Here is a 25,161-nt window from a genome sequence, read left to right on the forward strand (position 1 = left end):
ACCCACCGAGCGCCGTTGCCTCCGGCGGGTGAGGCTGCCCCGTGGAGGTGCCCTCATGGAGCGGACGACGGTGGACGTGTGTGTGGTCGGCGCCGGATTCGCGGGTCTGGCGGCCGCGCGGAACCTGGCGCAAGCGGGCCGGGAGGTGATCGTGCTCGAGGCCCGGGACCGCGTGGGCGGTCGGGTGTGGAACCGGGAGCTGCCCGACGGCACCGTCGTCTCCGCGGGCGGGACCTGGCTCGGGGACGGCCAGGCGAGGATGTTCCGGCTCGCCCGGGAGTACGGGCTCCGGGCGTATCCGCAGTACGACGGCGGTGACCACGTCCTGCGCCTCGACGGCGTCGACCACCGCTACCGGGGGAGCATCCCCAAGGCCGGTCCGGTGACGCTCGCATCCCTGGGGCTGGCCTTCGCGCGGCTGAACGCGATGGCACGGCGGATCCCCGCCGACGCGCCCTGGCTGGCCCCGAACGCGCGGACGCTCGACGCCCGCACACTCGGGCAGTGGCTCGCCGATCCGCTCAACGTGCCCTCCGGGACGGCGCACACCGTGCTGAAGGCGACGATGAGCCTGCTGTTCTGCACCGACCCCGCCGAGGTCTCCCTGCTGGGCGCGCTGGTCCTGGCCCGGGGCGGCGGCGGGTTCGAGTACTACACCGACAGCGGCAGGACCGAGACGCATCTCCTCGACGGCGGGACGCCGGAGCTGGCCCGGCGGATGGCCGAAGGGCTGGGCGACGCCGTACGCCTGGACACTCCGGTCCGGCGGATCGTCCAGAACGGGAACGACGCCGAGGTGGGCACCGACGCGCTGACGGTACGGGCGCGCCGGGTCATCGTCGCCGTACCGCCGGTGCTCGCCGGGCGCATCCTGTTCGAGCCGGCACTGCCGCCCGCCGCGGTCCATCTGCGGCAGCGGATGACGCCCGGGTCGATCATCCGCGTCCACACCTCGTACCCCGAGGCGTTCTGGCGCGGTCAGCGCCTGTCCGGGCAGACGCTCGCCCCCCTGTCGGCCGTCCCCGTGACCATCGACCAGACCCCACCGGGGGGCAGGCCGGGCGTGCTGAGCAGCTACGCCTTCGGACCCGGGGCCGTACGGCTCGGCCGGCTGGACCCCAAGGAGCGCCGGGACGTGTGGCTGCACGCGCTGGCGGAGCGGTTCGGCCCGGAGGCCCTGCATCCCCTGGGGTACCTGGAGACCGACTGGTCCGCGGAGGCATGGTCCGCGGGCGGGATGATCGGCCACTTCCCACCCGGGGCACTGACCGGCTACGGCCGTGCGCTGCGCGAGCCGGTCGGCCGGATCCACTGGGCGGGCACGGAGACCGCGACGCAGATGCACGGGCTGATGGAGGGCGCGGTGCGCTCCGGAGAGCGTGCCGCCCGGGAGGTCCTGGCACTGAACTGACTCTCCTCGCGGTCCCCGGGCCGGGCCCGGCGGTGCCGCGCCGCGGGTCCGGCCTCGTCCTGCCCCGCCTCTCCGGGACCTCCCGGCCGGACGGGTGGGGGAAGATGGGGGGTACGACCCCGGTGAGCGCCGACCTACCTGGAATCGAGGGAATCAGGGAGGCCTCATGCCGCGCACCGACGACGCGCGTCCGGTCGGTGCCGAGGAACAGGTACCCGTCCCGCACGAGGACGTGTGGGCGCTCAAGCGCGTCATCGATCAGGAGATCGCCGGCCTGCGCGCCGACGTGGGCGGCTCCACCCCCGCCCGGGCCACTCGGCCGTCCCCGGGCTCCGTGCCCGCCGAGGACGCCGCCGTGCCGCGGGACGGGGGGCCCACCGGGCGGACCCGCGGGCAGGACCGGGATGCCGGCGCGGGGGCCGCGGACGGCGGCGATCCCTGGGCGTACCTCACCGCGGCGCTCCCGGCCGTCCCGCTGGCCACCGCCCTCCTCGCGCCGGTGTGGGACGACGGCAGGGGAGAGGAGGGGGCGGCCCTGGTCGACTTCGTCATCGCGGCGGGCAACCGCGTCCGGTCCGCCGAATGGCTCGAACCCCTGGGCCAGCTGGTGGGGCAGCGGCTGCTGACCGTACGGCCCGGGGCGGCGTCCGCCGGACTGGTCGAGGCCCTCGCCCGCGTCCTCAGGACCGGGCGGCCGCTGCACGGGTGGGCCCTGGACTACACGGAGCGGCGGGAGGGGCGCCTCAGGAGGGTCCAGCTGCTCTGCGACGCGGCCGCGAGCGGGGACCGGATCCTGGCGACCTGGCGCCCCGCCCTCACCGAGGCCGACCTCCTCACCAGCGACGCCGAGAAGCTGGTCTCCATGGGGTGGGGCAACTGGGACCTGCTGTCCGGAGCGACCACCTGGTCGGACGGGCTGCACCGCATCTTCCGCACGGCTCCCGGCCGGACGTGGTCGCTGACGGAGCTGTGCGACGCGCTGCTCCCCGACGACGTCCCGCGGTTCGCGCAGTGCGTCAGGACCCTGCTCGCCGGGACCGACACGCCCTGGACCCGTATCCGGTTCGTCGTCGGGGACGAGGTCCGCACCCTGGACGTGCTCGGCCGGCCGCTCGCCGGCACCGACGGCCGGCCGTGGGCGATCCATCTCGTGGCGAGGGACCTGACGCCCCAGATGCGCAGCCTCCGGCGCCTGGCGGAGACCCGCAGGGAGACGGAGGTGCTGCGCCAGCAGGCCGCCGCCGAACGCAAGGTGGCGTCCCGGCTGCGCGAGGCGCTGCTGCCGACCCACTCCGCCCGGCTCGCCGAGGCCGGCATCGCCGTCGCCGCGGCCTATCTCCCGTCCGAGCGCGAGGCCGCGGTCGGCGGCGACTGGTACAAGTGCCGGCTGCTGGCCGACGGCCGGGTGCTCCTGGCCATCGGGGACGCCAGCGGCCACGGCCTGGAGGCCGTCGCCCGGATGGCCCAGCAGCGTCACGCACTGGCCGGGCTGGCCCAGACCGGGGCGGATCCGGGGGCCATGGCGACGTGGCTGAACCAGATGATGTGCGGCGATCCCAGCGCCCTCACCGCCACCGCCGTGGTCGGGTTCATCGAGCACCGCACTCTGCACTGGGCGTGCGCGGGCCATCCGCCGCCCGTACTGCGCCGGGGCGGTGGGGCCGCGCTCCTTCCGGGCGACCACGCCGGACCCCTGCTCGGGCTGATCCCCGGGTACGTGTACGAGATCGCCACCGTGCCGCTGGAGCCGGACGACCTCCTGCTCCTCTACACCGACGGCCTGATCGAGCGGCGCGGCGAGGACATCGAGGACTCGCTCGACGGACTCGTCCGCAGCCTCGCGCGCGAAGGGCCGCTGTCACCGGAGGAGACCGTCGACGCCCTGATCTCCGCCCACACCGCTCCCGGTCTGGAGGACGACGCGTGCCTGCTGGCGCTGCGGATCGACTGACCGCGGGACCCGGAGGCCGGCCGGACGCCTCAGTGGTGCCTGGTGTGCCTGCGCACCTGGTCGGCCGCCTTCTCCGCCATCTCCTGCGCCTTGCCGCGCAGCATGTCGCTCCGGCCCGAGCGCTGCATGGACTTGTCGCCCATGGTCTTCCCGAGGGTCTCCTTCAGCTTTCCCTTGATCTGCCGCGCCTTGGCGTTGTGCTTGCTCATCAGGATCGGTGTCCTCTCGGGTCCGTGGTGCGTCCACGCACCGGTTAACCCTGCGCCTGTTCACCCTGCGCCTACCCGGGTTGGCCCGCAACCTGCACGCCCACGCGCCCAGGCACCCAGGCACCCAGGCGCCCGCGCCGGCCCCCGATCATGAGCGTCGCCCCCAGCCGCTCCTCCTGACCGGAGCCGTCTCCTGGCTCCTCTCGGACGACGCCTCCTTCACGACGGGGACGGTCCTGCGGGTCTCCGGCGGCCGCTGAGCGCTCCCCGGTGACGCCCCCCCCGTGGGACGTCCCCGGGGCGCCCGCGCCCCACCGCCCGCGCCCCACCGCCGGGGCCGTCGGCACTCGGGCAGCCGCCCCGGCCCCGTCGGGGCTCGGACGGTGGTGAACCCGTGGTGGTTCATGCGGCCCCGCCCCGCTTCCTGCCCGCCGTGTAAGGGGCTCACTCGGGTGCGTCAATATACTTCCGTCATGCCGCTCATAGCCGCCCGCCGCCGTACGACCGTGCACCGGTGACCGCCACCGGCACGCCCGCCCGGCGGCCCCGCATCCTCGCCGACCTCACACCGCTGCGCCTCTCCGCCCACTACCGTCGGTTGTGGTTCGGCAACACGGTCTCCTGGATCGGCCAGGGCATGACCACACTGGCGATCTCGCTCCAGGTGTACGACATCACGCACTCGACGTTCTCCGTCGGGCTCGTCGGCCTCTTCTCCCTCGTCCCGTTGATCGTCTTCGGCCTGTACGGCGGCGCCGTCGCCGACACCGTGGACCGGCGGGTGCTGGGGCTGTGGAGTGCGGCCGGTTCCGCCGGGCTGTCGGCCGCGCTCGCCGCGGCCGCGTTCGCGGCTTTCCACCACGTGTGGTTCCTGTACGGCGTCGTCGCGCTCCAGGCCGTGTGCGCCGCGCTCAACGCGCCGGCCCGCAGCGCGATGATCCCGAGGCTGCTGCCGGCCGAGCAACTGCCCGCCGCCAACGCCCTCTCCTCCATGACGATGACATCCGGCATGCTGATCGGTCCGATGCTGGGCGGACTGATCGTCGGCTACGGCGGCTACCAGGCCGCGTACGTCGTCGACTTCGTCGCCTTCGGAGCCGCGCTGTACGCGATGTGGCGGTTGCCGTCGATGCTGCCCGACCGCGACGGCGCGAAGCGCGGCCGCGCGTCCGTGCTCGACGGGCTGCGTTTTCTCGCCACCCGGCCGAACATCCGCATGACGTTCTTCTCCGACTTCTGCGCGATGGTCCTCGCCCATCCGCGCGCGCTCTTCCCGGCCGTGGCCGGGCTCTGGTACGGCGGGGACGCTCGTACGACGGGACTGCTCGTCGCGGCGCCCGCCGTCGGCGCCCTGCTCGGCGGGGTGTTCTCCGGCTGGCAGGGGCGCATCCGGCGGCACGGTGTGGCGATCCTGCTCGCCGTGGCCGCCTGGGGTACCGCGATCGCCGTGTTCGGCCTGACCAGGAACCTCTGGCTCGGGTTGCTGTTCCTCGCGCTCGCCGGATGCGCCGACACGGTGTCCATGGTCTTCCGCAACACCATGCTGCAGGCGGCCGCGCCGGACGAGATGCGCGGTCGCCTGCAGGGGGTCTTCGTCGTCGTCGTGGCGGGCGGCCCCCGCCTCGGCGACTTCCTCGCCGGCTCGGTCGCCGACGTCACCTCGCCCACCGTCGCCGTCACCGGCGGCGGGCTCGCGTGCGTCCTCGCCGTCGCCCTCCTGGCGCTGCGCGGCCGCGGCTTCCTGCGCTACGACGCCCGCCGGCCGACGCCGTGAGCCCCGGCACCGGTCACGGCGGCGCCGCCCGGAGTTCCGTGCCGCAGGGAGTTCCGTGAACTCCACGGGGCCCCGGGTCCCATGAGTCCGTGACGCTCCGGGGCTCGTGCCGCCCGCGCCCCCGGGGCCGTGCCGAGGGCCGTCCCCGGCACGGACCTCCGGTCCCGCCCCGTCCGTCCCCGTCCCCGGTCCTGCCGTCCGTCCCCCGTCCGGGGCCGGGACCCGATCCCCGTCCCCGGACGGGGAGTCCCGGAGGCGGGTTCCCCGCCCGCCCGCCGGGACCGCGCGGGTCAGAACGAGCGGAGCCGGAGGAGGGGCTCCTTGATGCCGTCACCGTCCTCCGACGGCCAGGTCCAGTCCGTGCCGCCCGCCGTCACCAGGGCCGACTTGACCGCGGCGGGGGAGGCGCCGGGGTGGGTGGCCCGGTAGAGGGCCGCGCCGCCCGCGACGTGCGGGGCTGCCATGGAGGTGCCGGACAGGGTGGAGTACCCGCCGTACCTGAAGGTGGAGCGGATGCACACACCGGGGGCGATCAGGTCCACGTCCCGCCCGTAGTTGGAGAAGTCGGCGAAGGTGTCGTCCCGGTCCGTGCGGCACGTGGGGCGGCCGAGGCCGCCCGGCTTGCCGTCGAAGTCGGCCAGCGCGCTGACCGTGATCACCTCGTCGTAGGCGGCCGGGACGAAGCCGGCCGCGTCGATGTGGTCGTTGCCGGCGGCGACGGCGTAGGTGACGCCCTTCGCCACCGAGTTGCAGATCGCCTGGTGCATGGCGTCGTTGTTGGTCTTGCCGCAGTTGCCGTCGTCCTTGCCCGAGCCGCCCAGGCTCATGTTGACGACGTCGATCTCGTCGGCGTGCTCGGTGACGTAGTCGATGCCGCAGACGACGTTCGAGGTGCTTCCGGAACCCAACGGGCTGAGCACCTGGACCGGCCAGAGCCGTACGCCCGGTGCCGCGCCGACCACTCCCGTGCCGTTGTCGAGGGCGCCGATCGTGCCGGCCACATGCGTGCCGTGACCGTGCATGTCCATGGGCGGAAGGATCGGCAGCCAGCAGTTCTTGCCCCCGGCCTCGTACACGTTGAGATCCGGGTGGTCCGCGTCGATACCGGTGTCGATGACCGCCACGTCGGCGTCGACCCGGGTGTCCTTGCCGTCGATCGCGGCGGTCGCGCTGAGGTCGGCCTCCACCCGGTCCACACCGGTCGGCACCGACTGGGCGGCGATCCGCACCGGACGGTCGGGCTCCACGGACCGGACCCCCGGCTCGTCCGCGAGCGCGGCCGCCGTTGCCGCGGTCATCGACGCCGCGTAGCCCTGCAGGGCGTGCCGGTAGACGTGCACCACCACGGCGCCCATGGACGACGCCCGCCCGACGGCCGCGTTCACGGCGGCGTCGGCGCTTTCGGCCGCGGGGGTGTGCTCGAGCGTCACGATGTACCGGCCGGTGGTCTGACCGGCGGTCTGGCCGGACTGGGCGGTCGGGCCGGCGACCGCGGTGGCCGACGGGGCGGCCGCGAGTGCGAGGACGAGCAGCGCAGCGCCGAAGATCTTGGGCATCCCAGACCTTTCTTGAGGAAGTCGTCGGAGGCCGACCGGGCTTCACCGGCCTTCTTCCGGAACGTCAACGTGTTCGGCGCTTACAGCTAGCAGCTTCGGGGGAGCACGACGGTCCGACATCCGGGCGGTCACCGGATTGCTGACTGCTCGTCATCCATATAGCTGTGTCATATTCCCTGCGGATTCGCGGATCCCGTCCTCCGCCGGCCCTGCCGGGCACCCGCGGCCGCGGCCGTCCGGCGACCCGTACGGTCCCGCACGTCACCAACGGCCCCGAGGCGATCGAGCAGCGCAGCGGCACCCTCGTCCCGCCGGGAGATCCGCGGCGAGAGGGGGGTTCTGGGCGGTGGGCCGCTTCCGCTGGGATCAGCAGGGCGGTGGGTCCCCGGCGGGACGCTTCGCGCGGCGGCGGGTGTCGACCGACCACATGTGGGTGCAGCCGGGGCACTGGAGATGGACCACCGGGCCCTTGTTGGAGATCAGATAGCGCCAGTGCTCCGCGCAGTTGCGCCGGGCGGCGCAGGGGGCGCAGTCCCGCGCGTCGTCGCAGGCGGGGCAGGGCAGCCAGGCGCGGCGGGCGATGTCGGCCTGCGGATCAATGGGAAGGCGCACGGCCCGGGCCCCCTTCCGGCAGGACGCCGGCGGCGACGAGCATGTCGTACGTCCGCTGCTGTTCGGCGTCGAGACCGGAGTAGAGCAGCGCGTACGCCGCCTCCTCGCCCTCCAGCGCGGCCACGGGATCCCAGTCCGGTCCCAGTGCGGCCACCACCTCGGCCCGGCGCCGGGCCTCCTCGAAGGTCAGGTCGATCTCGAACGGCGTGAGGTCGGGTGAACGGTCCTGGTCCATGGGCGACACTTCCGGTGGTGCTGTGGTGCGGTGGCCCTTCCGGGCGGACTGCCACGTCTACCAGAGGGCCGCCGCGCGAGGGAAGGGTTGCCTAAGTTGCTGTGACGCACCTCATGGCAGCGGGTACCACGGGTCACGCAGAGCACACGGGCCGGACGTGCTCGCCCGGACCACCCGGACCGCCCGCACGGCGGGGTCGGAGGGACCGACGGGACGCGGGCCGCACGTGCTCGCCCGGACCACTCGGACCGCCCGCACGGCGGTGGCCGGACGGTCGCCGGTGAGCGCCCGCACGGCGGGGTCGGAGGGACCGACGGGACGCGGGCCGGACGTGCTCGCCCGGACCACTCGGACCGCCCGCACGGCGGTGGCCGGACGGTCGCCGGTGAGCGCCCGCACGGCGGGGTCGGAGGGACCGACGGGACGCGGGCCGGACGTGCTCGCCCGGACCACTCGGACCGCCCGCACGGCGGTGGCCGGACGGTCGCCGGTGAGCGCCCGCACGGCGGGGTCGGAGGGACCGACGGGACACGGGCCGGACGTGACACGGACCGCTGGGAGTCGCCCGGTCCGCCCGGTCCGCCCGGTCCGCCCGGGCGCCCGCACGGCCGTCCGACTCGCCCGGTTCACTCGGCCCGGGCCACGATCCCCCGTACCAGCCCCAGCTCCACGAGATCCCGCGGCCGCAGCCGGAGCTGGTCCGCGGTCGCCGGCGTCGCGGACGGGTCGCGCTTGAGGATCGCCGCGGCGAGTTCGGGCGCGATGACCGAGAAGTAGCTGTCGGGGGTGACCCAGGTGTTCGCCGGGGCAGCAAGCGCCAGCGCCCCGCCGGAACCGCCCTCGCCGATCACCAGGGTCGTCACCGGGACACGCACCGACGCCACCGCCGCGAAGACGTCGGCGATGGCCGCGCCCGCGCCGGTCCGCTCGGCCTCGGCGTCGTTCGCGGCACCGGGTGTGTCCACGAGGGTGAGCACCGGGATCCCCAGCCGGTCGGCGAGCCGGATCAGCCGGGCGGCCGTGCGGTAGCCGGCGGGCCGGGTCGCCGTCCCGGCCTGGGCCGCGTACGCCACGACCCGTCCTTCCCGCAGCCCGAAGCCGCAGATCATCCCCGGGTCCGTACCGCCGCACCGGTCGCCGTGGAGGTCCACCCGCTCGTCGAACCAGGCGTCGAGGTACGCCCCCGCGCGGGGCCGGTGCGGAGCCCGCGCCCGCCGCACGGCCTCCCATCCGGTGGCCGCCGCGCCGTACGCGCCGTCCAGCGCGAGGGGCGGCGGGACGGGCACGCCGCCCGGTACCGGCCCCGTGGCGCCGCCCGTGAGCAGCCGCAACCACAGCGACAGTGCCGGACGCAGCCGGTCCGGGGAGACGATCGCGTCGATGTGCCCGGCGGCCAGCTGGCCCTCGGCCGTGTACGCCGAGGGGTCCGCGTCCGGAGGCCTGACCCGGGACCCGGCGAACCCGACCTGCGCTCCCGGGAGCGCGAGGACCACGTCCGCGCCCGCCCCGAGCGTGGCCCAGCCGCCACCGGTGGCGGGGTCGCGCAGCACCGCGAGCTGCGGCAGTCCCGCCGCGCGGGTCAGCGCCGACGCCCGCGCGACCCGCTGGAGCTGGCTCAGGGCGACCATGCCCTCCTGCATCCTGCTGCCGCCCGTCGCGACCAGCGACACCAGCGGCAGCCGCTCGGCGCGCGCGTGCGCGTACGCCGTCTCCAGCAGCTCCCCGGTCCGCCGGCCCAGCGACCCGCCGAGGAACCGGAACTCGAACGACACCAGCACGGCGCGCCGGCCCCCGATGTCCGCCGTGCCCCAGACGACGGACTCCCGCTCACCGGTGCGCGCCGCGGCCCGCGCCCGCGCCCGCGCGTATCCGTCCCACCCGAGCGGTCCGTCGCCGAGGGGGCCGTCCGCGGACGGGCCGTCCGCGCTCGCCGGGTGCTCCGCGAAGACGTCGGCGACCAGGGCCGCCGCCTCGCGCGCCGTGAGACCGTCAGCCATGGGCGAGGGCCCGCTTCATGATCTTGCCCATGTCGTTGCGGGGGAGCGTGTCGAGGAAGCGGACCGTGCGCGGCCGCTTGTGCGGGGCGAGCTGGGACGCGACATGGTCCGCCAACTCGTCCTCGGACGGCGGGTCGGCCGGATCGGCCGGCACCACCCACGCCACGACCCGCTCGCCCAGGTCGGCGTCCGGTTCGCCGGTAACGGCGGCCTCCCGCACCCGCGGGTGCTCCAGCAGCGCGTTCTCGATCTCACCGGCGCCGATCTTGTAGCCGCCGCTCTTGATCAGGTCCGTCGCCTTGCGGCCCACGATCCGCACCTGCCCGTCCGGGGCCCGGACCGCCATGTCGCCCGTGCGGAACCAGTCGCCGTCGAACGCCGCGGCCGTCGCGTCCGGCCGGTTCAGATAGCCGGTGAACAGGTTCGGCCCCCTCACCTGGATCTCGCCGACCGTCTCCCCGTCCAGGTCCGTGATCTCCGAGCCGTCCTCCTCCACCAGCCGCAGTTCCACACCCGGCAGCGGACGGCCGACCGACCCGGGGCACGGCTCGCCGTCCACCCGGACGCTCGTGTTCATCAGCGTCTCGGTCATCCCGTACCGCTCGACGACCCGCCGGCCCGTCGCCGCGAACAGCCGCTCGTGGTCGTGGACGGGCAGTGCCGCCGAACCCGACACCAGCAGGCGCGCGCCCGCGAGGGACTTCGCCAGCTCCGGGTCGCCGTCGACCGACTCCGCCAGCCGGTGGTACATCGTCGGCACCCCGAAGAGCATCGTCCCGCCCGCGGCGAGCTCCCGCCCCACGCCCCCGGCCGAGAACCTCCCGAGGTGCCGCACCGAACCGCCCCGCCGCAGCGGCCCGAGGACGCCGAGGATCAGCCCGTGCACGTGGAACAGCGGCAGCGCCTGGACGAGGACGTCGTCACCGGTCCACGCCCACGCGTCCGCCAGCGCGTCCAGCGTGGCCGCGATCGCCCGGCGCGGCAGCACCGCGCCCTTCGGCGGGCCGGTGGTCCCGGAGGTGTAGACGATCAGCGCCGGGGCCTCCGGGGCCGGCTCGGTGGGCAGTGCACGGCAGCCGCCTGCCGGCTCGTCCCCGGACCCCGCCACCCGGAGGTCGATCCGCTCCGACCCGGCCAGTACGGGAGGCACCGCGTCGCCCGGGCGTGCGAGCACCAGCCGCGGCGCGCTGTCCCCGACGATGTGGGCCAGCTCCCGCTCTCCCGTACGCGGGTTGAGCGGTACGGCGGGCACCCCCGCGAGCAGCGCGGCCACCACGCCGACGGCCGTCTCGATCGTGGGCGTGGCCCAGACCGCGACCCGGCCCGCTCCGGAGATCCGCTCCGCAGTCCTCCCCGCGGCGGAGACCAGCCCGCCGTACGTCAGCGACCGGTCGCCGAAGCGCAGCGCGGGCCGGTGCCGTACGCCGTCGGACGTGCCGTCCGCGGCGGCCGCCAGGGCCGGGAAGAGAGCACTCACGGGTCGTCCTCCTCAAGTCGCTTCCGCACCGTCTCGCGGGGCAGGCCGTGGGTGCCCGCGGCCCCACCATTCTCCCCGCGATCACCTACTCGTGCGTAACAAACGCTCGGACCGACGGGCGATGTGCCGACGGCGGGTCGGAGGGGCGTCTGCCCCCACGGCCCTCGTGCCGCTCGCGGTGGAGCCCCGTCCCTGGCCGCACCGCGCGGAGCGGCGGCCTCCGGTGCGTCGGCGTCGGGGGCGTGGTCCGGCGCGGTGCCCTCTGCGGTGGTGCCGCCGCTGGCGGCGCCGGGCGCGGTGCCTGCGGGCGGGTGTGCCCGCTCGGGGACGGCGCGCCCACCGGCTCGGCGTCGTCCGGGGCCGGGTCGTCCGTGACGGTGAGGCGCAGGGTGCGCGGCGGCCGTCGGGGAGGGCCGCGGTGGCGTCGACATCGACCGCGGTGAGCCCCGGCCGCCGATGCGCCGCCGCGAGTGCGGTGCGCGTGCCGCGAGGAGCGGTCGCGCTCCTCGTCCACGAGCACGTCCACCGGCCCGGCGAAGAGCACCGCCGGGCGGACGCCGGGGAGGCCGCCGCGCCGCCGGTCTCCCGCAGCGGGCCCGGGCGCGGACTCAGGCGGTGAGCGGGGAGAGGACCATCGAGCTGATGTTGCCCTCCAGCATCTCCCCGAGTCCCAGCACCGCGCAGACATCGGGCCGTTCGGCGATGAGCACCGGCATCCCGGTCGCGTCGCGCAGCATCTGGTCGAGCCCGGGCAGCAGCGCGTTGCCGCCGACCATCATGATGCCGCGGTCGGCGAGATCGGCGACGAGGTCGGGCGGGCACTCGCGCAGGATCTTTCCGATACCGTCCAGCACGGCGGTCAGCGGCGTGTGGATCGCGTCCCGTACCGCCGCGGTGTCGACCCTTACCGAACGCGCCATGCCGGTGGCCACGTCCCGGCCGTGGATCTCGGTGGTCGAGGGGCCCTGGAGAGTGAGGCCGTTCTCGCTGAGAGCGATCTGGAGGGGGCGCACGGACTGACTCGGCAGCATCAGTTCGTGCTGGTGGCGCAGGTGCTGGATGACGGCGTGGTCCACGGCCTCGCCGCCGACCGGGATACGGGCCGCGGTGACGATCGAACCGAGGGACAGCACGGCCACCTGCGTGGTGGCCGCGCCGCACATCATGATCATCGTGGCGGTCGGCTGCTCCACCGGCAGACCGCAGCCGACGGCCGCGGCGATCAGCGTGTCGACCAGCTCGACCCGCCGGGCGCCGAGTCCGACCAGCGTCTCCACGGCGGCGCGCTGGGCGAGCGGATCGGCCTCGTGCGGTGTGCACGCGGCGGCGCGCAGCCGCGGCTTGCGGCGCAGCTGCCTGCGCAGCTTCTCGCCGAGGAGATGGCGCAGCATGCGCTGGGCCATGTCGATGTCGACGACGGTGCCGCCGGAGACGGGGCGCATCACCCGGATGTAGTCGGGGGTACGGCCGGTCATCTGCTCGGCGAACTCGCCGACGGCGATGAGGGCGCCGTTGCGGATGTTGACGGCGGCGACGCTGGGCTGGTCGACGACCAGTCCGGCACCCTTCACATAGACCCGGGTCCGCGCGGCACCCAGGTCCACGGCGACGTGGCAGCGGCGCAACTGCTCAAGACTGACGGACATGGCAGGTCCTCCCGAGACGGTTCCCTCCTCGCATCCTGCGATCACCCGGGGCCGGACGCGCGCTGGGCTGAGCCGGTCGGGGGTGGACTCCGCCGGGAGCACCGGGAGCACCGGGAGCACCGGGAGCACCGGGAGCACCGGGGGCACCGGGAGCGGGCGTGCGCCCGGTGGGTGACGTCGGATCAGGAGCCGTAAGCGACGCGCTGCAGCAGGCCCCAGGTGAACTCCGCCACGCACGACCGGCCGTCGGGCACGGCGAACGCGAGCCGCCAGCGGGTGGGGGCGGTGCCCTCCATCGGCCGTACCGGGGCGAAGGCCGTGGCGACCTCGTCGACCGTGCAGCACCAGGGGCGCAGGTCGTCCGCCGTACGCAGCTCGGGCCCGGCGGCCCCCGGCGCCCGTACCAGCCATTCGTTCCAGACCGCCCCGCCGGGCCCGGCCAGCACCTCGAACCGCAGGTCCGGCCACAGGGGCACCCGCCACCGCAGCGCGTCGCAGTCCAGGTCGCCGATCCTGCGGCTCGCCGTGGCCTCGGGCTCGCCGAGCACGGAGCGGTAACGCGAGAGGGCGCCGCGGGAACGCGGGGAGCGGACGATCGCCTGCCAGCGGCGGTTCGCCTCCCGCATCTCGGCGACCGACGCGCCCAGCTCACGGCGTGCGTCCTCGACCAGTTCGGGCTGATGGTCGGCCATCCGGCGGAGCAGGACGAGCTGGAACGCGCGGGGCCCGAAGGTGTTCATGCCCTCATCGTGCCCGTATGGGCCGGTCCGCGATGCCGCTCCGGCCAGCCGACGTGCCGTGGAACTGCGGATTCCACACAGGATCCTCACAGTCGCGCCTACCTCAGGTGTTACATCGCTGCATACGCTCCCGGAGCCATGGATTACTGCCACCAGTGCCGCCGACACCTCAACGGGGCCTTGGCATGCGCGGGGTGCGGTACTCCCGCCGAGGAGCTGCGCCACTTCCACCCCGCCTCCGTCGCGACGGAGAGCGAGGTCGTCGTCGAACTGGCCGGCCCCCACGGCGACGAGGGTCGGCCGCCCGCCGGGCGCCGCCGTGCCGGCGGCCAGGGCCGCCGTACCCGCAAGGCCGCCGGCACCCGCAGGGCGCGCCGCAAGCGCGGGCGGAAGGTGCTCATAGGGGCACTGGGCCTGGCACTCGCCGCGGGCGCGCTGAGCCTGGCGGAACTGGCCCGGGAGTCCTCGGGCGGCGGTGACGACACGGCCGTCGAGGTGCGTGAACAGGAGTCCCTGGAGGTTGACGACATACCCGAGCCGACCGGCAGCGCGGAGCCGCCGCCGGGGCCGAGCGCGGTGAGCGAGCCGCCCACGACGTCGTCCGCCACGGCCCGACCGACGGGGTCGGTCGGGCGTGGCAGCACCAGACCGACGGTGGAGGCGTCCGCGCCGCAGGAGGAGCCGAGCGAGTCGGACCCGGTCGCGCCCGACCCGAGTGACGACGACGGCACGCCGTCCCCGAGCGGCGATCCGTCGCAGCAGCCCTCGAAGTCGGCTCCGCCCCCGCCGCCCCCGCCCGCCGCCGAGCCGGCCCCCTCCCCGACGCCGACGAAGGACTGCTGGCTCATCTTCTGGTGCTCGTGACCCGCGGAGCGTGCTGCGGCACCTGACCCGGCCCCTTCCCCTCCCGGATCCGCCGCGCCCCCGCCAGTGCCGCGTCAGGCGAGGTTTGCCCGTCAAGGAGCGGCGTCCGGTGCATGGGGTCTCCCATCGCGCGCCTACGCGCCGGCCCCGGCGTCGCCCAGCATTCGCTTCAGCAGGTCCCGCAGCGTCCCGCGTTCCTCCGCCGACAGCTCCGCGAGCGGCTCGCGCGCGAAGTGCAGGGCGTCGCGGAGCTCGCGCGCCGTCCGGCGGCCCTCCTCCGTGGCCGCGGCTATCTTCACCCGGCGGTCGGCCGGGTCCGGCCGGCGTTCCACCAGGCCGCGCGCCTCCAGCCGGTCGATGATCCCCGTGACGTTCGACGGCTCGCACTTCAGCTTCCGGGCGATCCGGCGCATGGCGGTCGGCTCCATGGACAGCAGCCCGAGCACCCTGGCCTGTGCCCCGGTGAGCTGGTAGCGGGCGGCGGCCTCCTCGTACTCGTCGTGGTAGCGCGCCACGACGGTGCCGATGAGGTCGACGACCTCGAGGGTCAGCGGGTCTGTGCGCGTGGTGGCCATGCCGACAGCATACCCAGATACTTGACAACATGAAATATTCAGTCGCATGGTTGTTTCAGGACATGAAGCATTTCTAGGAGGCCCGCACCATGCCCGCACTTCCCACGACCAGCCGCGAATGGCACCTCGTCTCCCGCCCCCAGGGCTGGCCCGAGCCGGAGAACTTCGCCCTGCGTGAGGCCCCGGTGAGCGAACCGGGCGAGGGGCGCATCCTCGTCCGCAACCTGCACTTCTCCGTCGACCCGTACATGCGCGGCCGCATGAACGACGTGAAGTCGTACGTACCGCCGTTCCAGCTCGACCAGCCCATGGAGGGCGGCGCCGTGGGCGAGGTCGTCGCGTCGAACGCGGAGGGCTTCGCGGTCGGCGACCACGTCCTGCACGGTCTCGGCTGGCGCGAGTACGCGGACGTGGAGGCCGGGCAGGCCGCCAAGGTCGACGCCTCCGTCGCCCCGCTCTCCGCCTACCTCGGTGTGCTCGGCATGCCGGGGCTCACCGCCTACGCCGGCCTGTTCGAGGTCGCGTCCTTCAAGGAGGGCGACGCGGTCTTCGTCTCCGGCGCCGCCGGTGCGGTCGGCAGCCAGGTCGGCCAGATGGCGAAGCTGAGGGGCGCCTCGCGCGTCATCGGCTCGGCCGGTTCCGACGACAAGGTCAAGCTCCTGGTCGAGGAGTACGGCTTCGACGCCGCCTTCAACTACAAGAAGGGCCCCGTCGCCGAGCAGCTGAAGGAGGCCGCCCCCGACGGCATCGACGTCTACTTCGACAACGTCGGCGGCGAGCACCTGGAGGCCGCGATCTCCTCGTTCAACGTGCACGGCCGCGCCACCCTCTGCGGAATGATCGCCCAGTACAACGCGACCGAGCCCACCCCCGCACCACGCAACCTCGTCATGGTCATCGGCAAGCGCCTGCGTCTGCAGGGGATGCTCGTCAACGACCACCGCGCGCTCCAGGGCCAGTTCGTCCAGGACGTCGCCGGCTGGCTGAGCTCGGGCGAGCTGAAGTACGACGAGACGGTCGTCGAGGGCATCGAGAACGGCTTCGACGCGTTCCTCGGCCTGCTGCGCGGCGAGAACACCGGGAAGATGATCGTCTCGCTGACCCGCTAGGCTCGGCTCAGCCGTCGCGGTCGTGGGCGCGAGCCGCGGCGAACGACAGAAGGAAACCAGACCCATGCCGATCCAGCAGTCCGACGTCCTCTACACCGCCGTCGCCACGGCGGAGAACGGCCGTGACGGCCGCGTCGCCACCGACGACGGCAAGCTCGACGTCGTCGTCAACCCGCCCAAGGAGATGGGCGGCTCCGGCGCCGGTACGAACCCGGAGCAGCTCTTCGCCGCCGGCTACAGCGCCTGCTTCCAGGGCGCGCTCGGCGTCGTCGCCCGCCAGGAGAACGCCGACGTCTCCGGCTCGACGGTCACCGCCGAGGTCGGCATCGGCAAGAACGACGAGGGCTTCGGCATCATCGTGAGGATCTCCGCGGTCATCCCGAACGTGGACGCCGCCACCGCCCGTGAGCTGGTCGAGAAGGCCCACCAGGTGTGCCCGTACTCCAAGGCCACCCGCGGCGGCATCACGGTCGAGCTCGCGGTCTGAGCCGCACGCGGCCGACGCACGGGACGAGGGCCGCACCCCCCAGGGGTGCGGCCCCCGTCGCATCCCGGCCGGTGACACCGGACACCGGACGTGCCCCTGCCACGGGTGGGCGCAATCGCCGCCATCCGTCCCGTCCACGGGGCCTCGGCCTTCGTCCACGGGCCCGTGGACGGTGGTTCCGCACTCCGTATTAGGGTGTGGCGCATGCGTGATCTGGGTGCGGGTTTCGGCTACTTGGTGAAGGGGCAACGGTGGGTCGGCCGCCACGGCCGGTGGTTCGGCATCGGGCTGCTGCCCGGGCTGATCACTCTCGTGCTGTACACCGGAGCCCTCGTCGGGCTCGCCTACGGCGCCGACGACCTCGTGAGCTGGGCCACCCCGTTCGCGGCGGGCTGGTCGTCGCCGTGGCAGGGGCTGTTCCGCGGCTTCCTCACGGCACTGCTGTGGGTCTTCGGTCTCTTCCTCGCCGTGATCACGTTCACCGCCGTGACGCTGCTGGTGGGCCAGCCGTTCTACGAGTCGCTCTCCGAGGCCGTCGACCGCGCCGAGGGCGGTGAGGTCCCGCGGTCCGGGCTGCCGCTCTGGCGCGAGCTGTGGATCTCCGCGCGGGACAGCCTGCGGATCGTGATCCGTGTCGCCCTCTACGGCGTGCTGCTCTTCGCGCTCGGCTTCGTCCCCGTCGTCGGCCAGACCGTGGTCCCCGTGCTCGGCTTCTGCGTCACCGGCTTCTTCCTCGCCGAGGAGCTCACCGCCGTGGCCCTCCAGCGGCGGCGTGTCGAGCTCAGGGAGCGTCTCGCGCTGCTGCGCGGCCGGCGCATGCTCACTCTCGGCTTCGGCGTTCCGCTGGCGCTGGCCTTCCTCGTCCCGTTCGCCGCGGTGCTGCTGATGCCGGGCGCGGTCGCGGGCGCCACCCTGCTGGTGCGCGATCTGGCGCAGGACCGGGAAGAGGAAGAGGAGGAGCCCGGGCACCGGGCGCCCGACCAGCCCCCGTACGCGGCTCCGGACCCCCATGCGCACCCCGGGGCCGGGCAGGGCCCGTACACCAGCCGCCACCAGGTCCCGCCCGCCGCCCCGTACGGCACCGGCAAGGACGAGGCCCGTTCCTAGTGCCGCATCAGGCGACGTTCGCCCCGTCGCGGCGCCCGGCACGGCGACTCGCGGCGTTGCCGGATCAACCGAGTAGGCCCACCACGAGGTCGATCCGGCGCCTTGCGATCTACCGCACCGGACGCCGCTCCTTGACGGGCAAACCTTGCCTGACGCGGCACTGGAAGACCGCTGAGGATCTTGCTCTGGTCACCCGGCTCACCCCGGATTGCCGGTAAATGTCAATCGCTGCAAACCAGGGCAGACCGGGCACAGTTTCAAGATCTCCAGGACGCTTCCAGCGTCTGATGCGGCACCAGCTCGAGTCGGCCGGCCGCCGGCCGGTCCGGGAGCCGGCCCGCGGATCCCGAGCGCGCGCCGGACGCGGCCGTACCGAGGGAGCCGTGTCATCGAGTCCGCGCCCGACGTGCCGGATCGCTGGGCGACGGGCCGCCGGCCCCCGCCGGACGTGCCAGCGCCGAGGGCGTTCCCACATCGGCGACGGCCAGCCCCGGAGCATCGCCTCCCGCAGTGGCGAGCCGTACCCCGTCCGGGCCCCAGACCGCACTGCCACCGGCGCACACACCGGCCTCCGTGCTCGGTCCCACCAGATTGCCGAGCACCACGTGCAGCCCGTTGTCGCGCGCCCGTGCCGGGTACACCGTCGCGAAGGAGTCGTTGCCCTCGTCGAGCGCCGAACTGGCCAGGTACACGCGGCAGCCGTCCGCCCTCGCCCGCCCGGCGACCTCGGGGAAGCGGTTGTCATAGCAGACGGCCAGGGCGAAGCGGATCCCGTCCAGGGTGAACCGGCCGTCCGCCGGTCCGGCCGCGAACAGGTCGTTCTCGGCGCCGTGCAGATGCCGCTTGTCGTAACGGGCGAGCAGCTCGCCTTCCGGGCCGAACACGAGTGAGGCGACGGCCGGCCGGCCGCCGTCCGCGGGCGCCGCGCAGTTGACCACCGCGGCGGTGGCGGTGGCACGGCAGGCCCTCCGGACCGGCGCCAGCCGCGCGTCGCCGGGCGCGGTCCACAGCCGGGGACCGGCGGCGAGCAGGCCCAGTTCGTACCCGGTGACCGCCAGCTCCCCGAAGACGACCAGCCGTGCCCCGCGTGCGGCGGCCGCACGGACCAGCCCGGCCATGGTGCGGACGTTGGCCGGGACGTCACCCGGTACCGGGACGAACTGGGCCGCTGCGACGATCATGTGCCCCATCATCGCCGATGCGGCTCAGCGCCGCGCCGCCACCGCCACGATGGCCCGGACCTGGGCGATGATGTCCAGCCGGTTCCGTACGAACCCGGGGTCGGTCACGGCGCCCGTCGCAGGGTCCGTGTTGCCGGCCCCGAACTCGAGCACCGGCGTGTGCACATGACCGCCGGGCAGCGTGTCGTGCAGGCCCAGACGGTCGCGCAGCAGCGTGGCCCGGTAGGCGATCTCGTTGGACAGGTAGTTCCCGCCGCCTCCCGCGCGAGCCGTGGAACCGGAGGTGGGTCCGTCGGGGCGGACCACCGGGTCGGTGCTGCCCGTGGGTATCTCGGTGACGGACGTGTTGTCGTACACCGGGAAACGGCCGGTCTCCGCGGCGACGACGGCCGCGTACGGCAGGGTCGTCGAGGTCCACTGCGGCTGCGCGACGGACCCGGCCACCGGTACGGTCCCGGTGCGTGAGACGTTCTCGTTGTCCGGGAAGCCGCCTCGCCAGGCACCGTTGGTCCGCTCGATGTCGAAGCGCCCGGCCCGCCCCTGGCTCACGGTCGTGAACAGATCCGCCTCGGGCAGCCGTTGGCGCAGGGTCCGCTCGACGGTGCCGGCCGCGAAGTCCGTCCAGCGCACCGGGAAGACCGCGGTCTCGATCCGGGCCAGACCGCCGTCGGCGGTATGCAGCCAGGTGCCGTCGAGGGCGAGCGCCGCCGCCCCGCTCGGGTTGCTGATCCTGATGTCGCGGTCCAGCGTGAACGGGTCGAAGCCGGTGAGCACGACGCGCTTGAAGCCCTTGCCGCCGACGGCCTTCCCCGCGCCCGGGAAGTCCATGGAGTCCTGGCCCCGGGAGCTCCGTTCCAGTTCGCCGAGCAGCCGGTCGCGCGCCTCGGAGGACAGGGCGAAGCCCGGCTCCCAGACGCGCAGTTCACGGATCATCCCGAGCCGTGCCCAGTACAGCGGACGGTCGTCGTCGCGGCTGAGGTCCCCGTGTGCGGGGCCCCTGACCTGCGCCCGGTCGACGGCCCGCCGCCACAGCGCCGACCCCCGCCGGTCGACGACCCGGCGGGCCTCGGCGTACGAGTCCGCCGACCGCAGCGCCCTGGCGAACCCGCCCGCCACGGAGTCGAATCCGCTGCGCCGAAGGATCTCCTGGGGCGCGGCCCGGTCCAGCCGCTGCTCCTCCACCGTCGCCGCGACCGAGACCGTCTCCGCCCGCGCCGCCGGTCCGTCCGCGCTCGCCGGCGCCGTACCGGCCATCGTGCCCACCGCCGCCGTCACGGCCAGCAACCCGAGTGTCCGCCGCACACCGCATCCCTCCGCCGAAACCGTTCTGTCCGAAGTCGCCAGTATGGGAAAGGAGTTGGTGGCGTGGCCAGGGGGGAGGCCGGTGCGGCCCGCAGGGTCGGCGGTCCGGCCGGGGCAGGACGCCCACGGAGCATCCAAACGCGACACACATCACGTGGATCCCGATCGGTTCGGCGCGCCTGCACGAATCGTGACGGGGAATCAGCATCCTGGAGGTTCCTCCCCGGTTCCCACGCGGTCCGGTGCACCTGCCGCCCGCAGGGGCGCACCGCGAACCGCGACTCCCCGGGGCCACTATCACCCCGGGGCGGTCCCTGACAGCCGCCCCGGGGTCTGCGCCGCAGCGGGGGCGCTCGTGATCAGTTCGACTCGGCCGGGGGCCGCGGAGCGGTGATGTTCCGGTACGCGATCTCCGCCAGCCGGCTCTGGCCGTTCCGGCTCGGGTGGAACCAGTCCCAGGGGCTCAGCTGCTCGCCGGTGAACCGGTAGTCGAAGACCGCGTCGCCGTCGTACCGGCAGCGCAGGTCCTTCGCGCACACCTCCCGCAGCGCCCGGTTGTAGGCGACGACACGAGCGTGCACGAGGGCCCGGCGCTCCTGGGCGGCCCGGCCCAGGTCGTCCGCGTTCCCGAGCATCGAGGCGCAGATGCCCAGCTTCCAGATCTGCCTGCCGAGCGCGTTGCCGCGCCCGGTCGACCACAGCCGCTTCAGGTCCGGCACGCTCGACACGTACACGTGCGCCTTGGGCGCGGTGCGCCGCAGCGAGCGCATCGCGGCCGTGAACGACTCGGTGAACTCCGCGACCGGCGTCATCTGCGCCGGCGTGTCACGGCACGCGTCGTTGGCCCCCACCATCACCGTCACCAACTCCGGCCTGCGGACGGCCGCCTCCGTCATCTGCGCGGGCAGATCGGCCATCCGCGCCCCGGACCGCGCGTGGTTCCAGGCGCGCCGTGTCGCGGCCGTCGTCCCCAGCAGGCGCTGCGCGAGGCTGCGCACGGTGGAGTCGGTGCCGGTCGCCCAGGACACCTCGGGACAGTCGGCGAACAGCGAGCAGGCGTCGAAGCCGCGGGTGATGGAGTCGCCGACCGCGGCCAGCGAGCCGGGGGCGCGGTCCCAGACCCGCGTCGGGGAGGGCTTCGGGCGCTCCACCGGCTCGCGCTGCGTTCCGGGAGGTGCGTCACACCCGACCGGCCCGGCCGTGATCACCACGGTCGCCGCGACGGCACAGGCGACGACGGTACGCCATCGACGCGGCCGCCGGCTCCGCCGGATTTCACGCATCTGCCCTCCCCCGAGGCGTCCTGGCGGGTGAATGCTTGGTGCGTACGGGGCCCGGGAGGGGCGGTACGACACACCTGGGCCCCCGCCGCACGGTAGCTTTGCCCACGTCGAACCAGAGGCACTTGGCTCGCCGGCTCCAGTAAATTACATCACGTCATATGCTGTCCGCTTTTTGGCCTTTGCGTGGATTCGTACTTGATGTTGTTTACTGAGGCCGCTGGGAAGGTGATCCTCGTCCCACACTGGAGGTCCCGGTGACGACACGCGGCGTTCTCTATGTCCACTCCGCACCACGCGCCCTGTGCCCGCACGTCGAATGGGCGGTCGCGGGCGTGCTCGGCGTACGGGTCCAGCTCGACTGGATCCGCCAGCCCGCGTCTCCCGGCACCTGGAGAGCCGAGTTCTCCTGGCAGGGCGAGAGCGGCACGGCTTCCAAGCTGGCGTCAGCGCTACGCGGCTGGCAGCTGCTCCGCTTCGAGGTGACCTCGGAGCCCAGCGCCACCGCGGAGGGCGAGCGCTACAGCGCCACTCCCGACCTCGGAATCTTCCACGCCGTCACCGGCCTCCACGGTGACATCCTCATCCCCGAGGACCGCCTCCGTGCGGCCCTCGCGCGCTCCGCCCAGGGCGAGACGGAGCTCGAGGCGGAGATCTCCAGGCTGCTCGGCAAGCCCTGGGACGACGAGCTCGAGCCGTTCCGGTACGCGGGCGAGGGTGCCCCGGTCCGCTGGCTCCACCAGGTGGTCTGACCCGCCGACCCGTCCGACCCGCCGCCACCGGCCGGTCCGACCACCGGATCCGGGTGTGAGTAGTTGGCGTACGGCGAGCGAACCCGGGTGTGGCGGGGGTCCGGCGGCCCGTGATTGATCTTGCTCGCGCAAAGGACCGTATGTGAGAGGAGCTTTCAGCTGCGGCGACCGCCCGCGGGTCTCGGTGGCCCATGGGCTCAGGTGAGCTGCTTGTAGTAGAAGCTGCCGTCTTGGAGGGAGCCTGCCGGGTCGGCTGCGTAGTCGGGGACGATGCCGTATCGGGTCCAGCCGGTGTTCTGGTAGAGGCGGTCCGCAGCACTGCCGGTTTGGGTGTCCAGTAGCAGGAGGCTGGCACCGGCTTGGGCTGCGGCCTGCTCGGCCTGTGCGAGGAGGGCACGGGCAAGACCCTGTCCACGGGAATCGCGGTGGACCATGAGCTTGACGATCTCGGCACGATGCCGGCCGTTGGGCTTGCGGTTCAAGGCCAGGCCGACGGTGCCTGCGATGCCGCAAGGGCTCCGGACGACCCAGACGATGAGGCTGCCTTCGTCTACCGCCGGCTGCTGGGTGTGCCACCAGGCGGCTGCCGTGTCCTGGTCGAAAGGGCTGAGGAAGCCGAGGGAGGCGCCGTCGGTGACGGCGTCGGCGAGTACGGCAGCCAGGTCCTTGACGCTGGTCCGGAAGTCATCGGGGAACAGACGGGTGATGGTGTGCACGGGCGGGTTCCTTTGGTGCGCCGGGGGCGGCGATGGTCAGGGGTGTGGGAAGTGGCGCTGGTTCGTTTGGGGTCTGAGGTGGTGGGTGGCCAGGCGGAGTGTCAGACCGAGGCTGGTGATGCACGCACAGGCCACGACGGCGTGCCCGTAGGCCAGGCGGAGTTCGGCCAGGGCTCTCGGGCGGTCGTTCAGGTCCAGGCCGGATATGGCTGCTACGGACACGGCGGCGGCCAGCCGCTGGCCCATCTGGAGGATTCCTCCTGCCACTCCGGCTGTTCGGGGCGGCGCATGGCGCAGGACCTCTGCTTGGAGCGGGGCGGTGAGTAGACCGACTGCGGCACCGAGTGCGAGTTGGGCGCCGCCGAGAAGGAAGGGCAGGACGCGTGGAGAGGCGTGCTGGGCGGCGGCACCGGCGCCCAGGAGGCAACACACGGATAGGGTGATGCCCGCGGTGACGAGGCGGGGGCCGAATCGGTCCGCCGCTCGGCCGGCCAGACCTGAGGTGACGACCATGGCCAGCGACATGGGCAGCAGCACCGCTGCAGCAGACATCGCGGACAAGCCCAGGCCGTCCTGCACAAACATCGTCAAGGCGAGGGACGCCGCCATCTGCGCTCCGAACTGCGTCGCCGCGACAGCGGCCCCCACCAGGTACAGGGCGCGATGCAGCAAAGCGGGAGCGATGAGCGGCACACCGCCGATGCGGATGGTGCGGCGATGGTGGAGCACGGTCAGCACGGCCAGCACGCCCGTAGTGGCGGCGCAGTAGGCCAGGCCGGCTCCGCGCAGTGATGTGACCAGGGGCAGGAGAACGGCGAGCGTGGTGGCAGCGAACAGCAGTGCCCCTCGGACATCGACCTCGGCCCGTGCGTTGCGTGCTGTGCCAGAAGGAAGACAACGTGCTGCCAGCGCCGCAGTGGCGGCGCCGAAGGGCGCGCCCAGGACGAGGACCAGGCGCCATCCCGGATCCGGGCGGCGGCCGCGATCAGTGCTCCGCCGAGAGCCGGCCCCAGCGCGGCGGCAGTGCTCGCCGCCGCCGCGTACACGCCCAGCGCACGAGCCCGGGCGGTGCCCGTGAAGCTGTCCTGGATGATGCCGATCATCTGGCCGTTGATCAGGCCCGCCCCGGCCCCCTGCACGAGGCGACAGGCGACGAGCAGCCAGGCGTCAGAGCTGACGGCAGCCAGGATGCCACCGACGACGAACACGGCCATGCCGGCGACGAAGTACGGCTTGCGGCCGTGGGCATCGCCCAGCCGACCGCCAGGCACCAGCGCCAGTGCGAACATCAGTGAGTAGCCCGCAGCGATCCACTGCATCTGGTGCACGTCAGCCGCCAGCGACAGTCTCAGGGACGGCAGGGCGACGTTGAGCGCGGAGTTATCCAGCAGGGTCGTGAAGCCCGCCGTCGCACAAGCCACCAGGACTGCCCGATCACGCTGACCGGCCGTGCCCTGCGCCCGCCCTGTGATCACGGCAGGACGATCATCAGCGCGTAGCGGACCGGATCAGGTCCCAGGCAGCGGAACCGCGATCGGTCCCACAGCCGAAAACGCAGGCAGTCTCCCGCCCCGACCTCGTACTCGACACCACCAGCGGTAACCTCCAACGCGCCCTCCAGCACCCAGATGTGCTGCTCCAGCCCCCGCAATGGCGGCTCCTCGTAGGAGACATCCGAGCCCGGCCGCAGCACCCCCTCGACGATCTCACCGCGCAGCCCCGGATGAGGCGGTGACACCGACCTCCGCGTGAAGCCCGAAGCCTCATCCCGCCACACCAACTGCCGGCCGGAGTGCACCAACTGTGGGGGCTCGGACTCCACCTCGGCCAGCAACTGCGACATCGTCCGCCCGAACGCCGTGCACAACCTGCCCAGCAACGCCGCCGTCGGACTGATCTCCGCCCGCTCCAGCCGCGAGAGCGTCGAACGGCTCACGCCCGCGCGCCCTGCCAAGTCATCCAGCGACCAGCCACGCTCTGCCCGCAGCCCTGCAAGCCGGGCCGCCAAGCGGGTCTCCACGTCCTCGGGACTGGGATTCTGGGACGATCGCCCCTCCGGGATTTTCATAATTGAGAGAATATCCCGCATGTGAGAGGAGTTCAGCTGCCGGAGACCGCTTCGCGGCGGCCCCGACGGCCGGATGGTTCGGCCGCCGTCCGGCATCCGCCCGAGCGGGCCC

The 25,161-nt window shown here is 73.6% G+C and carries 23 protein-coding genes and 2 pseudogenes; 9 read left to right on the plus strand and 16 right to left on the minus strand.

Going from position 1 to position 25,161, the window contains the following annotated elements:
• Positions 1-55 precede the first annotated feature (55 nt).
• Positions 56-1,411, plus strand: coding sequence for a flavin monoamine oxidase family protein (locus tag FEF34_RS26865; protein WP_138055444.1), 1,356 nt, complete (start codon positions 56-58; stop codon positions 1,409-1,411).
• Positions 1,412-1,577: 166 nt separating this feature from the next.
• Positions 1,578-3,362 carry a PP2C family protein-serine/threonine phosphatase gene (locus FEF34_RS26870; RefSeq protein ID WP_138055445.1) on the plus strand — a complete coding sequence of 595 codons (1,785 nt, stop codon included), beginning with the start codon at positions 1,578-1,580 and terminating at the stop codon, positions 3,360-3,362.
• A 29-nt stretch (positions 3,363-3,391) separates the two neighbouring features.
• Here the strand turns inward: FEF34_RS26870 and FEF34_RS26875 are convergent, their stop codons facing one another.
• Entirely contained in the window at positions 3,392-3,571 is a 180-nt protein-coding gene (locus FEF34_RS26875) for a CsbD family protein (RefSeq protein WP_138055446.1), read from the minus strand.
• Positions 3,572-3,747: 176 nt separating this feature from the next.
• On the opposite strand from FEF34_RS26875, the pseudogene FEF34_RS43215 reads away from it, so the two are divergent.
• Positions 3,748-3,831: pseudogene (locus FEF34_RS43215) on the plus strand (oxidoreductase); the annotation flags it as partial.
• Between the two features lie 254 nt (positions 3,832-4,085).
• Positions 4,086-5,345: an MFS transporter gene (locus FEF34_RS26885; protein WP_138055447.1), complete on the plus strand. Its 1,260-nt coding sequence runs from the start codon at positions 4,086-4,088 to the stop codon at positions 5,343-5,345.
• Positions 5,346-5,635: 290 nt separating this feature from the next.
• Here FEF34_RS26885 and FEF34_RS26890 read toward each other — a convergent pair whose 3' ends face one another.
• The 7 genes from FEF34_RS26890 to FEF34_RS26920 all read right to left on the minus strand — a co-directional run bounded on the left by FEF34_RS26890 (position 5,636) and on the right by FEF34_RS26920 (position 13,608).
• Positions 5,636-6,901, minus strand: coding sequence for a S8 family serine peptidase (locus FEF34_RS26890; RefSeq protein ID WP_138055448.1), 1,266 nt, complete (start codon positions 6,899-6,901; stop codon positions 5,636-5,638).
• Between the two features lie 366 nt (positions 6,902-7,267).
• Positions 7,268-7,513 carry a hypothetical protein gene (locus FEF34_RS26895; RefSeq protein ID WP_138055449.1) on the minus strand — a complete coding sequence of 82 codons (246 nt, stop codon included), beginning with the start codon at positions 7,511-7,513 and terminating at the stop codon, positions 7,268-7,270.
• Positions 7,497-7,748, minus strand: coding sequence for a DUF6400 family protein (locus FEF34_RS26900; RefSeq protein WP_138055450.1), 252 nt, complete (start codon positions 7,746-7,748; stop codon positions 7,497-7,499). Before FEF34_RS26900 ends, FEF34_RS26895 begins: the two co-directional genes overlap by 17 nt.
• 626 nt (positions 7,749-8,374) lie before the next feature.
• Positions 8,375-9,745: a carboxyl transferase domain-containing protein gene (locus FEF34_RS26905; protein ID WP_138055451.1), complete on the minus strand. Its 1,371-nt coding sequence runs from the start codon at positions 9,743-9,745 to the stop codon at positions 8,375-8,377.
• Positions 9,738-11,222: an acyl-CoA synthetase gene (locus FEF34_RS26910; protein ID WP_138055452.1), complete on the minus strand. Its 1,485-nt coding sequence runs from the start codon at positions 11,220-11,222 to the stop codon at positions 9,738-9,740. The genes FEF34_RS26905 and FEF34_RS26910 overlap by 8 nt, the downstream gene beginning before the upstream one ends.
• Positions 11,223-11,830: 608 nt before the next feature.
• On the minus strand, positions 11,831-12,868 hold the full coding sequence (locus FEF34_RS26915; protein ID WP_138055453.1) for a rod shape-determining protein: 1,038 nt from the start codon (positions 12,866-12,868) through the stop codon (positions 11,831-11,833).
• Positions 12,869-13,050: 182 nt separating this feature from the next.
• Positions 13,051-13,608 carry a hypothetical protein gene (locus FEF34_RS26920; protein WP_138055454.1) on the minus strand — a complete coding sequence of 186 codons (558 nt, stop codon included), beginning with the start codon at positions 13,606-13,608 and terminating at the stop codon, positions 13,051-13,053.
• 138 nt (positions 13,609-13,746) lie between these two features.
• Here FEF34_RS26920 and FEF34_RS26925 point away from each other — a divergent pair, with 138 nt between their 5' ends.
• Positions 13,747-14,472 carry an SCO2400 family protein gene (locus FEF34_RS26925; protein WP_234042573.1) on the plus strand — a complete coding sequence of 242 codons (726 nt, stop codon included), beginning with the start codon at positions 13,747-13,749 and terminating at the stop codon, positions 14,470-14,472.
• A gap of 134 nt (positions 14,473-14,606) precedes the next feature.
• Here FEF34_RS26925 and FEF34_RS26930 read toward each other — a convergent pair whose 3' ends face one another.
• Positions 14,607-15,047: a MarR family winged helix-turn-helix transcriptional regulator gene (locus FEF34_RS26930; RefSeq protein ID WP_138055455.1), complete on the minus strand. Its 441-nt coding sequence runs from the start codon at positions 15,045-15,047 to the stop codon at positions 14,607-14,609.
• An 89-nt stretch (positions 15,048-15,136) separates the two neighbouring features.
• Between FEF34_RS26930 and FEF34_RS26935 the strand changes: the two genes are divergently transcribed.
• The 3 genes from FEF34_RS26935 to FEF34_RS26945 all read left to right on the plus strand — a co-directional run bounded on the left by FEF34_RS26935 (position 15,137) and on the right by FEF34_RS26945 (position 17,750).
• Entirely contained in the window at positions 15,137-16,156 is a 1,020-nt protein-coding gene (locus FEF34_RS26935; RefSeq protein WP_138055456.1) for an NADP-dependent oxidoreductase, read from the plus strand.
• A 64-nt stretch (positions 16,157-16,220) separates the two neighbouring features.
• On the plus strand, positions 16,221-16,643 hold the full coding sequence (locus tag FEF34_RS26940; RefSeq protein WP_138055457.1) for an organic hydroperoxide resistance protein: 423 nt from the start codon (positions 16,221-16,223) through the stop codon (positions 16,641-16,643).
• Positions 16,644-16,847: 204 nt separating this feature from the next.
• Entirely contained in the window at positions 16,848-17,750 is a 903-nt protein-coding gene (locus tag FEF34_RS26945) for an EI24 domain-containing protein (protein WP_138055458.1), read from the plus strand.
• A gap of 386 nt (positions 17,751-18,136) precedes the next feature.
• Here FEF34_RS26945 and FEF34_RS26950 read toward each other — a convergent pair whose 3' ends face one another.
• From FEF34_RS26950 to FEF34_RS26960, 3 genes are all read right to left on the minus strand, one after another.
• Entirely contained in the window at positions 18,137-18,931 is a 795-nt protein-coding gene (locus FEF34_RS26950; protein WP_138055459.1) for a carbon-nitrogen hydrolase family protein, read from the minus strand.
• A 24-nt stretch (positions 18,932-18,955) separates the two neighbouring features.
• Positions 18,956-20,185 (minus strand): C15 family peptidase, encoded by a 1,230-nt coding sequence (locus FEF34_RS26955; protein ID WP_138057744.1) that lies wholly within the window; start codon positions 20,183-20,185, stop codon positions 18,956-18,958.
• 407 nt (positions 20,186-20,592) lie between these two features.
• Positions 20,593-21,516 (minus strand): SGNH/GDSL hydrolase family protein, encoded by a 924-nt coding sequence (locus FEF34_RS26960; protein ID WP_138055460.1) that lies wholly within the window; start codon positions 21,514-21,516, stop codon positions 20,593-20,595.
• A 254-nt stretch (positions 21,517-21,770) separates the two neighbouring features.
• Here FEF34_RS26960 and FEF34_RS26965 point away from each other — a divergent pair, with 254 nt between their 5' ends.
• A complete protein-coding gene (locus FEF34_RS26965) occupies positions 21,771-22,265 on the plus strand; it encodes a DUF3145 domain-containing protein (RefSeq protein ID WP_138055461.1) in 495 nt (164 codons plus the stop codon).
• Between the two features lie 197 nt (positions 22,266-22,462).
• On the opposite strand, the gene FEF34_RS26970 is transcribed toward FEF34_RS26965, so the two are convergent.
• From FEF34_RS26970 to FEF34_RS26985, 4 genes and pseudogenes are all read right to left on the minus strand, one after another.
• Positions 22,463-22,981, minus strand: coding sequence for a GNAT family N-acetyltransferase (locus FEF34_RS26970; protein WP_138055462.1), 519 nt, complete (start codon positions 22,979-22,981; stop codon positions 22,463-22,465).
• 36 nt (positions 22,982-23,017) lie between these two features.
• Positions 23,018-23,935 (minus strand): MFS transporter, encoded by a 918-nt coding sequence (locus tag FEF34_RS43750; RefSeq protein ID WP_138055463.1) that lies wholly within the window; start codon positions 23,933-23,935, stop codon positions 23,018-23,020.
• Positions 23,936-23,970: 35 nt separating this feature from the next.
• Positions 23,971-24,456, minus strand: a pseudogene (locus FEF34_RS43755) (MFS transporter); the annotation flags it as partial.
• Positions 24,453-25,049 carry a helix-turn-helix domain-containing protein gene (locus tag FEF34_RS26985; RefSeq protein WP_138055465.1) on the minus strand — a complete coding sequence of 199 codons (597 nt, stop codon included), beginning with the start codon at positions 25,047-25,049 and terminating at the stop codon, positions 24,453-24,455. The gene FEF34_RS26985 and the pseudogene FEF34_RS43755, both read right to left, overlap by 4 nt.
• Positions 25,050-25,161 lie beyond the last annotated feature (112 nt).

It is taken from the genome of Streptomyces marianii (assembly GCF_005795905.1).
GTDB classification, from domain to species: Bacteria; Actinomycetota; Actinomycetes; order Streptomycetales; family Streptomycetaceae; genus Streptomyces; species Streptomyces marianii.

What these genes read in the sequence shown, in the direction of transcription:
- FEF34_RS26960 (WP_138055460.1), bottom strand. Translation starts at nt 21,516, where the DNA reads ATGCGTGAAATCCGGCGGAGCCGGCGGCCGCGTCGATGGCGTACCGTC.
- FEF34_RS26935 (WP_138055456.1), top strand. Translation starts at nt 15,137, where the DNA reads ATGCCCGCACTTCCCACGACCAGCCGCGAATGGCACCTCGTCTCCCGC.
- FEF34_RS26900 (WP_138055450.1), bottom strand. Translation starts at nt 7,748, where the DNA reads ATGGACCAGGACCGTTCACCCGACCTCACGCCGTTCGAGATCGACCTG.
- FEF34_RS26890 (WP_138055448.1), bottom strand. Translation starts at nt 6,901, where the DNA reads ATGCCCAAGATCTTCGGCGCTGCGCTGCTCGTCCTCGCACTCGCGGCC.
- FEF34_RS26865 (WP_138055444.1), top strand. Translation starts at nt 56, where the DNA reads ATGGAGCGGACGACGGTGGACGTGTGTGTGGTCGGCGCCGGATTCGCG.
- FEF34_RS26915 (WP_138055453.1), bottom strand. Translation starts at nt 12,868, where the DNA reads ATGTCCGTCAGTCTTGAGCAGTTGCGCCGCTGCCACGTCGCCGTGGAC.
- FEF34_RS26925 (WP_234042573.1), top strand. Translation starts at nt 13,747, where the DNA reads ATGGATTACTGCCACCAGTGCCGCCGACACCTCAACGGGGCCTTGGCA.
- FEF34_RS26870 (WP_138055445.1), top strand. Translation starts at nt 1,578, where the DNA reads ATGCCGCGCACCGACGACGCGCGTCCGGTCGGTGCCGAGGAACAGGTA.
- FEF34_RS26985 (WP_138055465.1), bottom strand. Translation starts at nt 25,049, where the DNA reads ATGAAAATCCCGGAGGGGCGATCGTCCCAGAATCCCAGTCCCGAGGAC.
- FEF34_RS26950 (WP_138055459.1), bottom strand. Translation starts at nt 18,931, where the DNA reads ATGATCGTCGCAGCGGCCCAGTTCGTCCCGGTACCGGGTGACGTCCCG.
- FEF34_RS26875 (WP_138055446.1), bottom strand. Translation starts at nt 3,571, where the DNA reads ATGAGCAAGCACAACGCCAAGGCGCGGCAGATCAAGGGAAAGCTGAAG.
- FEF34_RS26940 (WP_138055457.1), top strand. Translation starts at nt 16,221, where the DNA reads ATGCCGATCCAGCAGTCCGACGTCCTCTACACCGCCGTCGCCACGGCG.
- FEF34_RS26930 (WP_138055455.1), bottom strand. Translation starts at nt 15,047, where the DNA reads ATGGCCACCACGCGCACAGACCCGCTGACCCTCGAGGTCGTCGACCTC.
- FEF34_RS26955 (WP_138057744.1), bottom strand. Translation starts at nt 20,185, where the DNA reads ATGGCCGGTACGGCGCCGGCGAGCGCGGACGGACCGGCGGCGCGGGCG.
- FEF34_RS26920 (WP_138055454.1), bottom strand. Translation starts at nt 13,608, where the DNA reads ATGAACACCTTCGGGCCCCGCGCGTTCCAGCTCGTCCTGCTCCGCCGG.
- FEF34_RS26905 (WP_138055451.1), bottom strand. Translation starts at nt 9,745, where the DNA reads ATGGCTGACGGTCTCACGGCGCGCGAGGCGGCGGCCCTGGTCGCCGAC.
- FEF34_RS26945 (WP_138055458.1), top strand. Translation starts at nt 16,848, where the DNA reads ATGCGTGATCTGGGTGCGGGTTTCGGCTACTTGGTGAAGGGGCAACGG.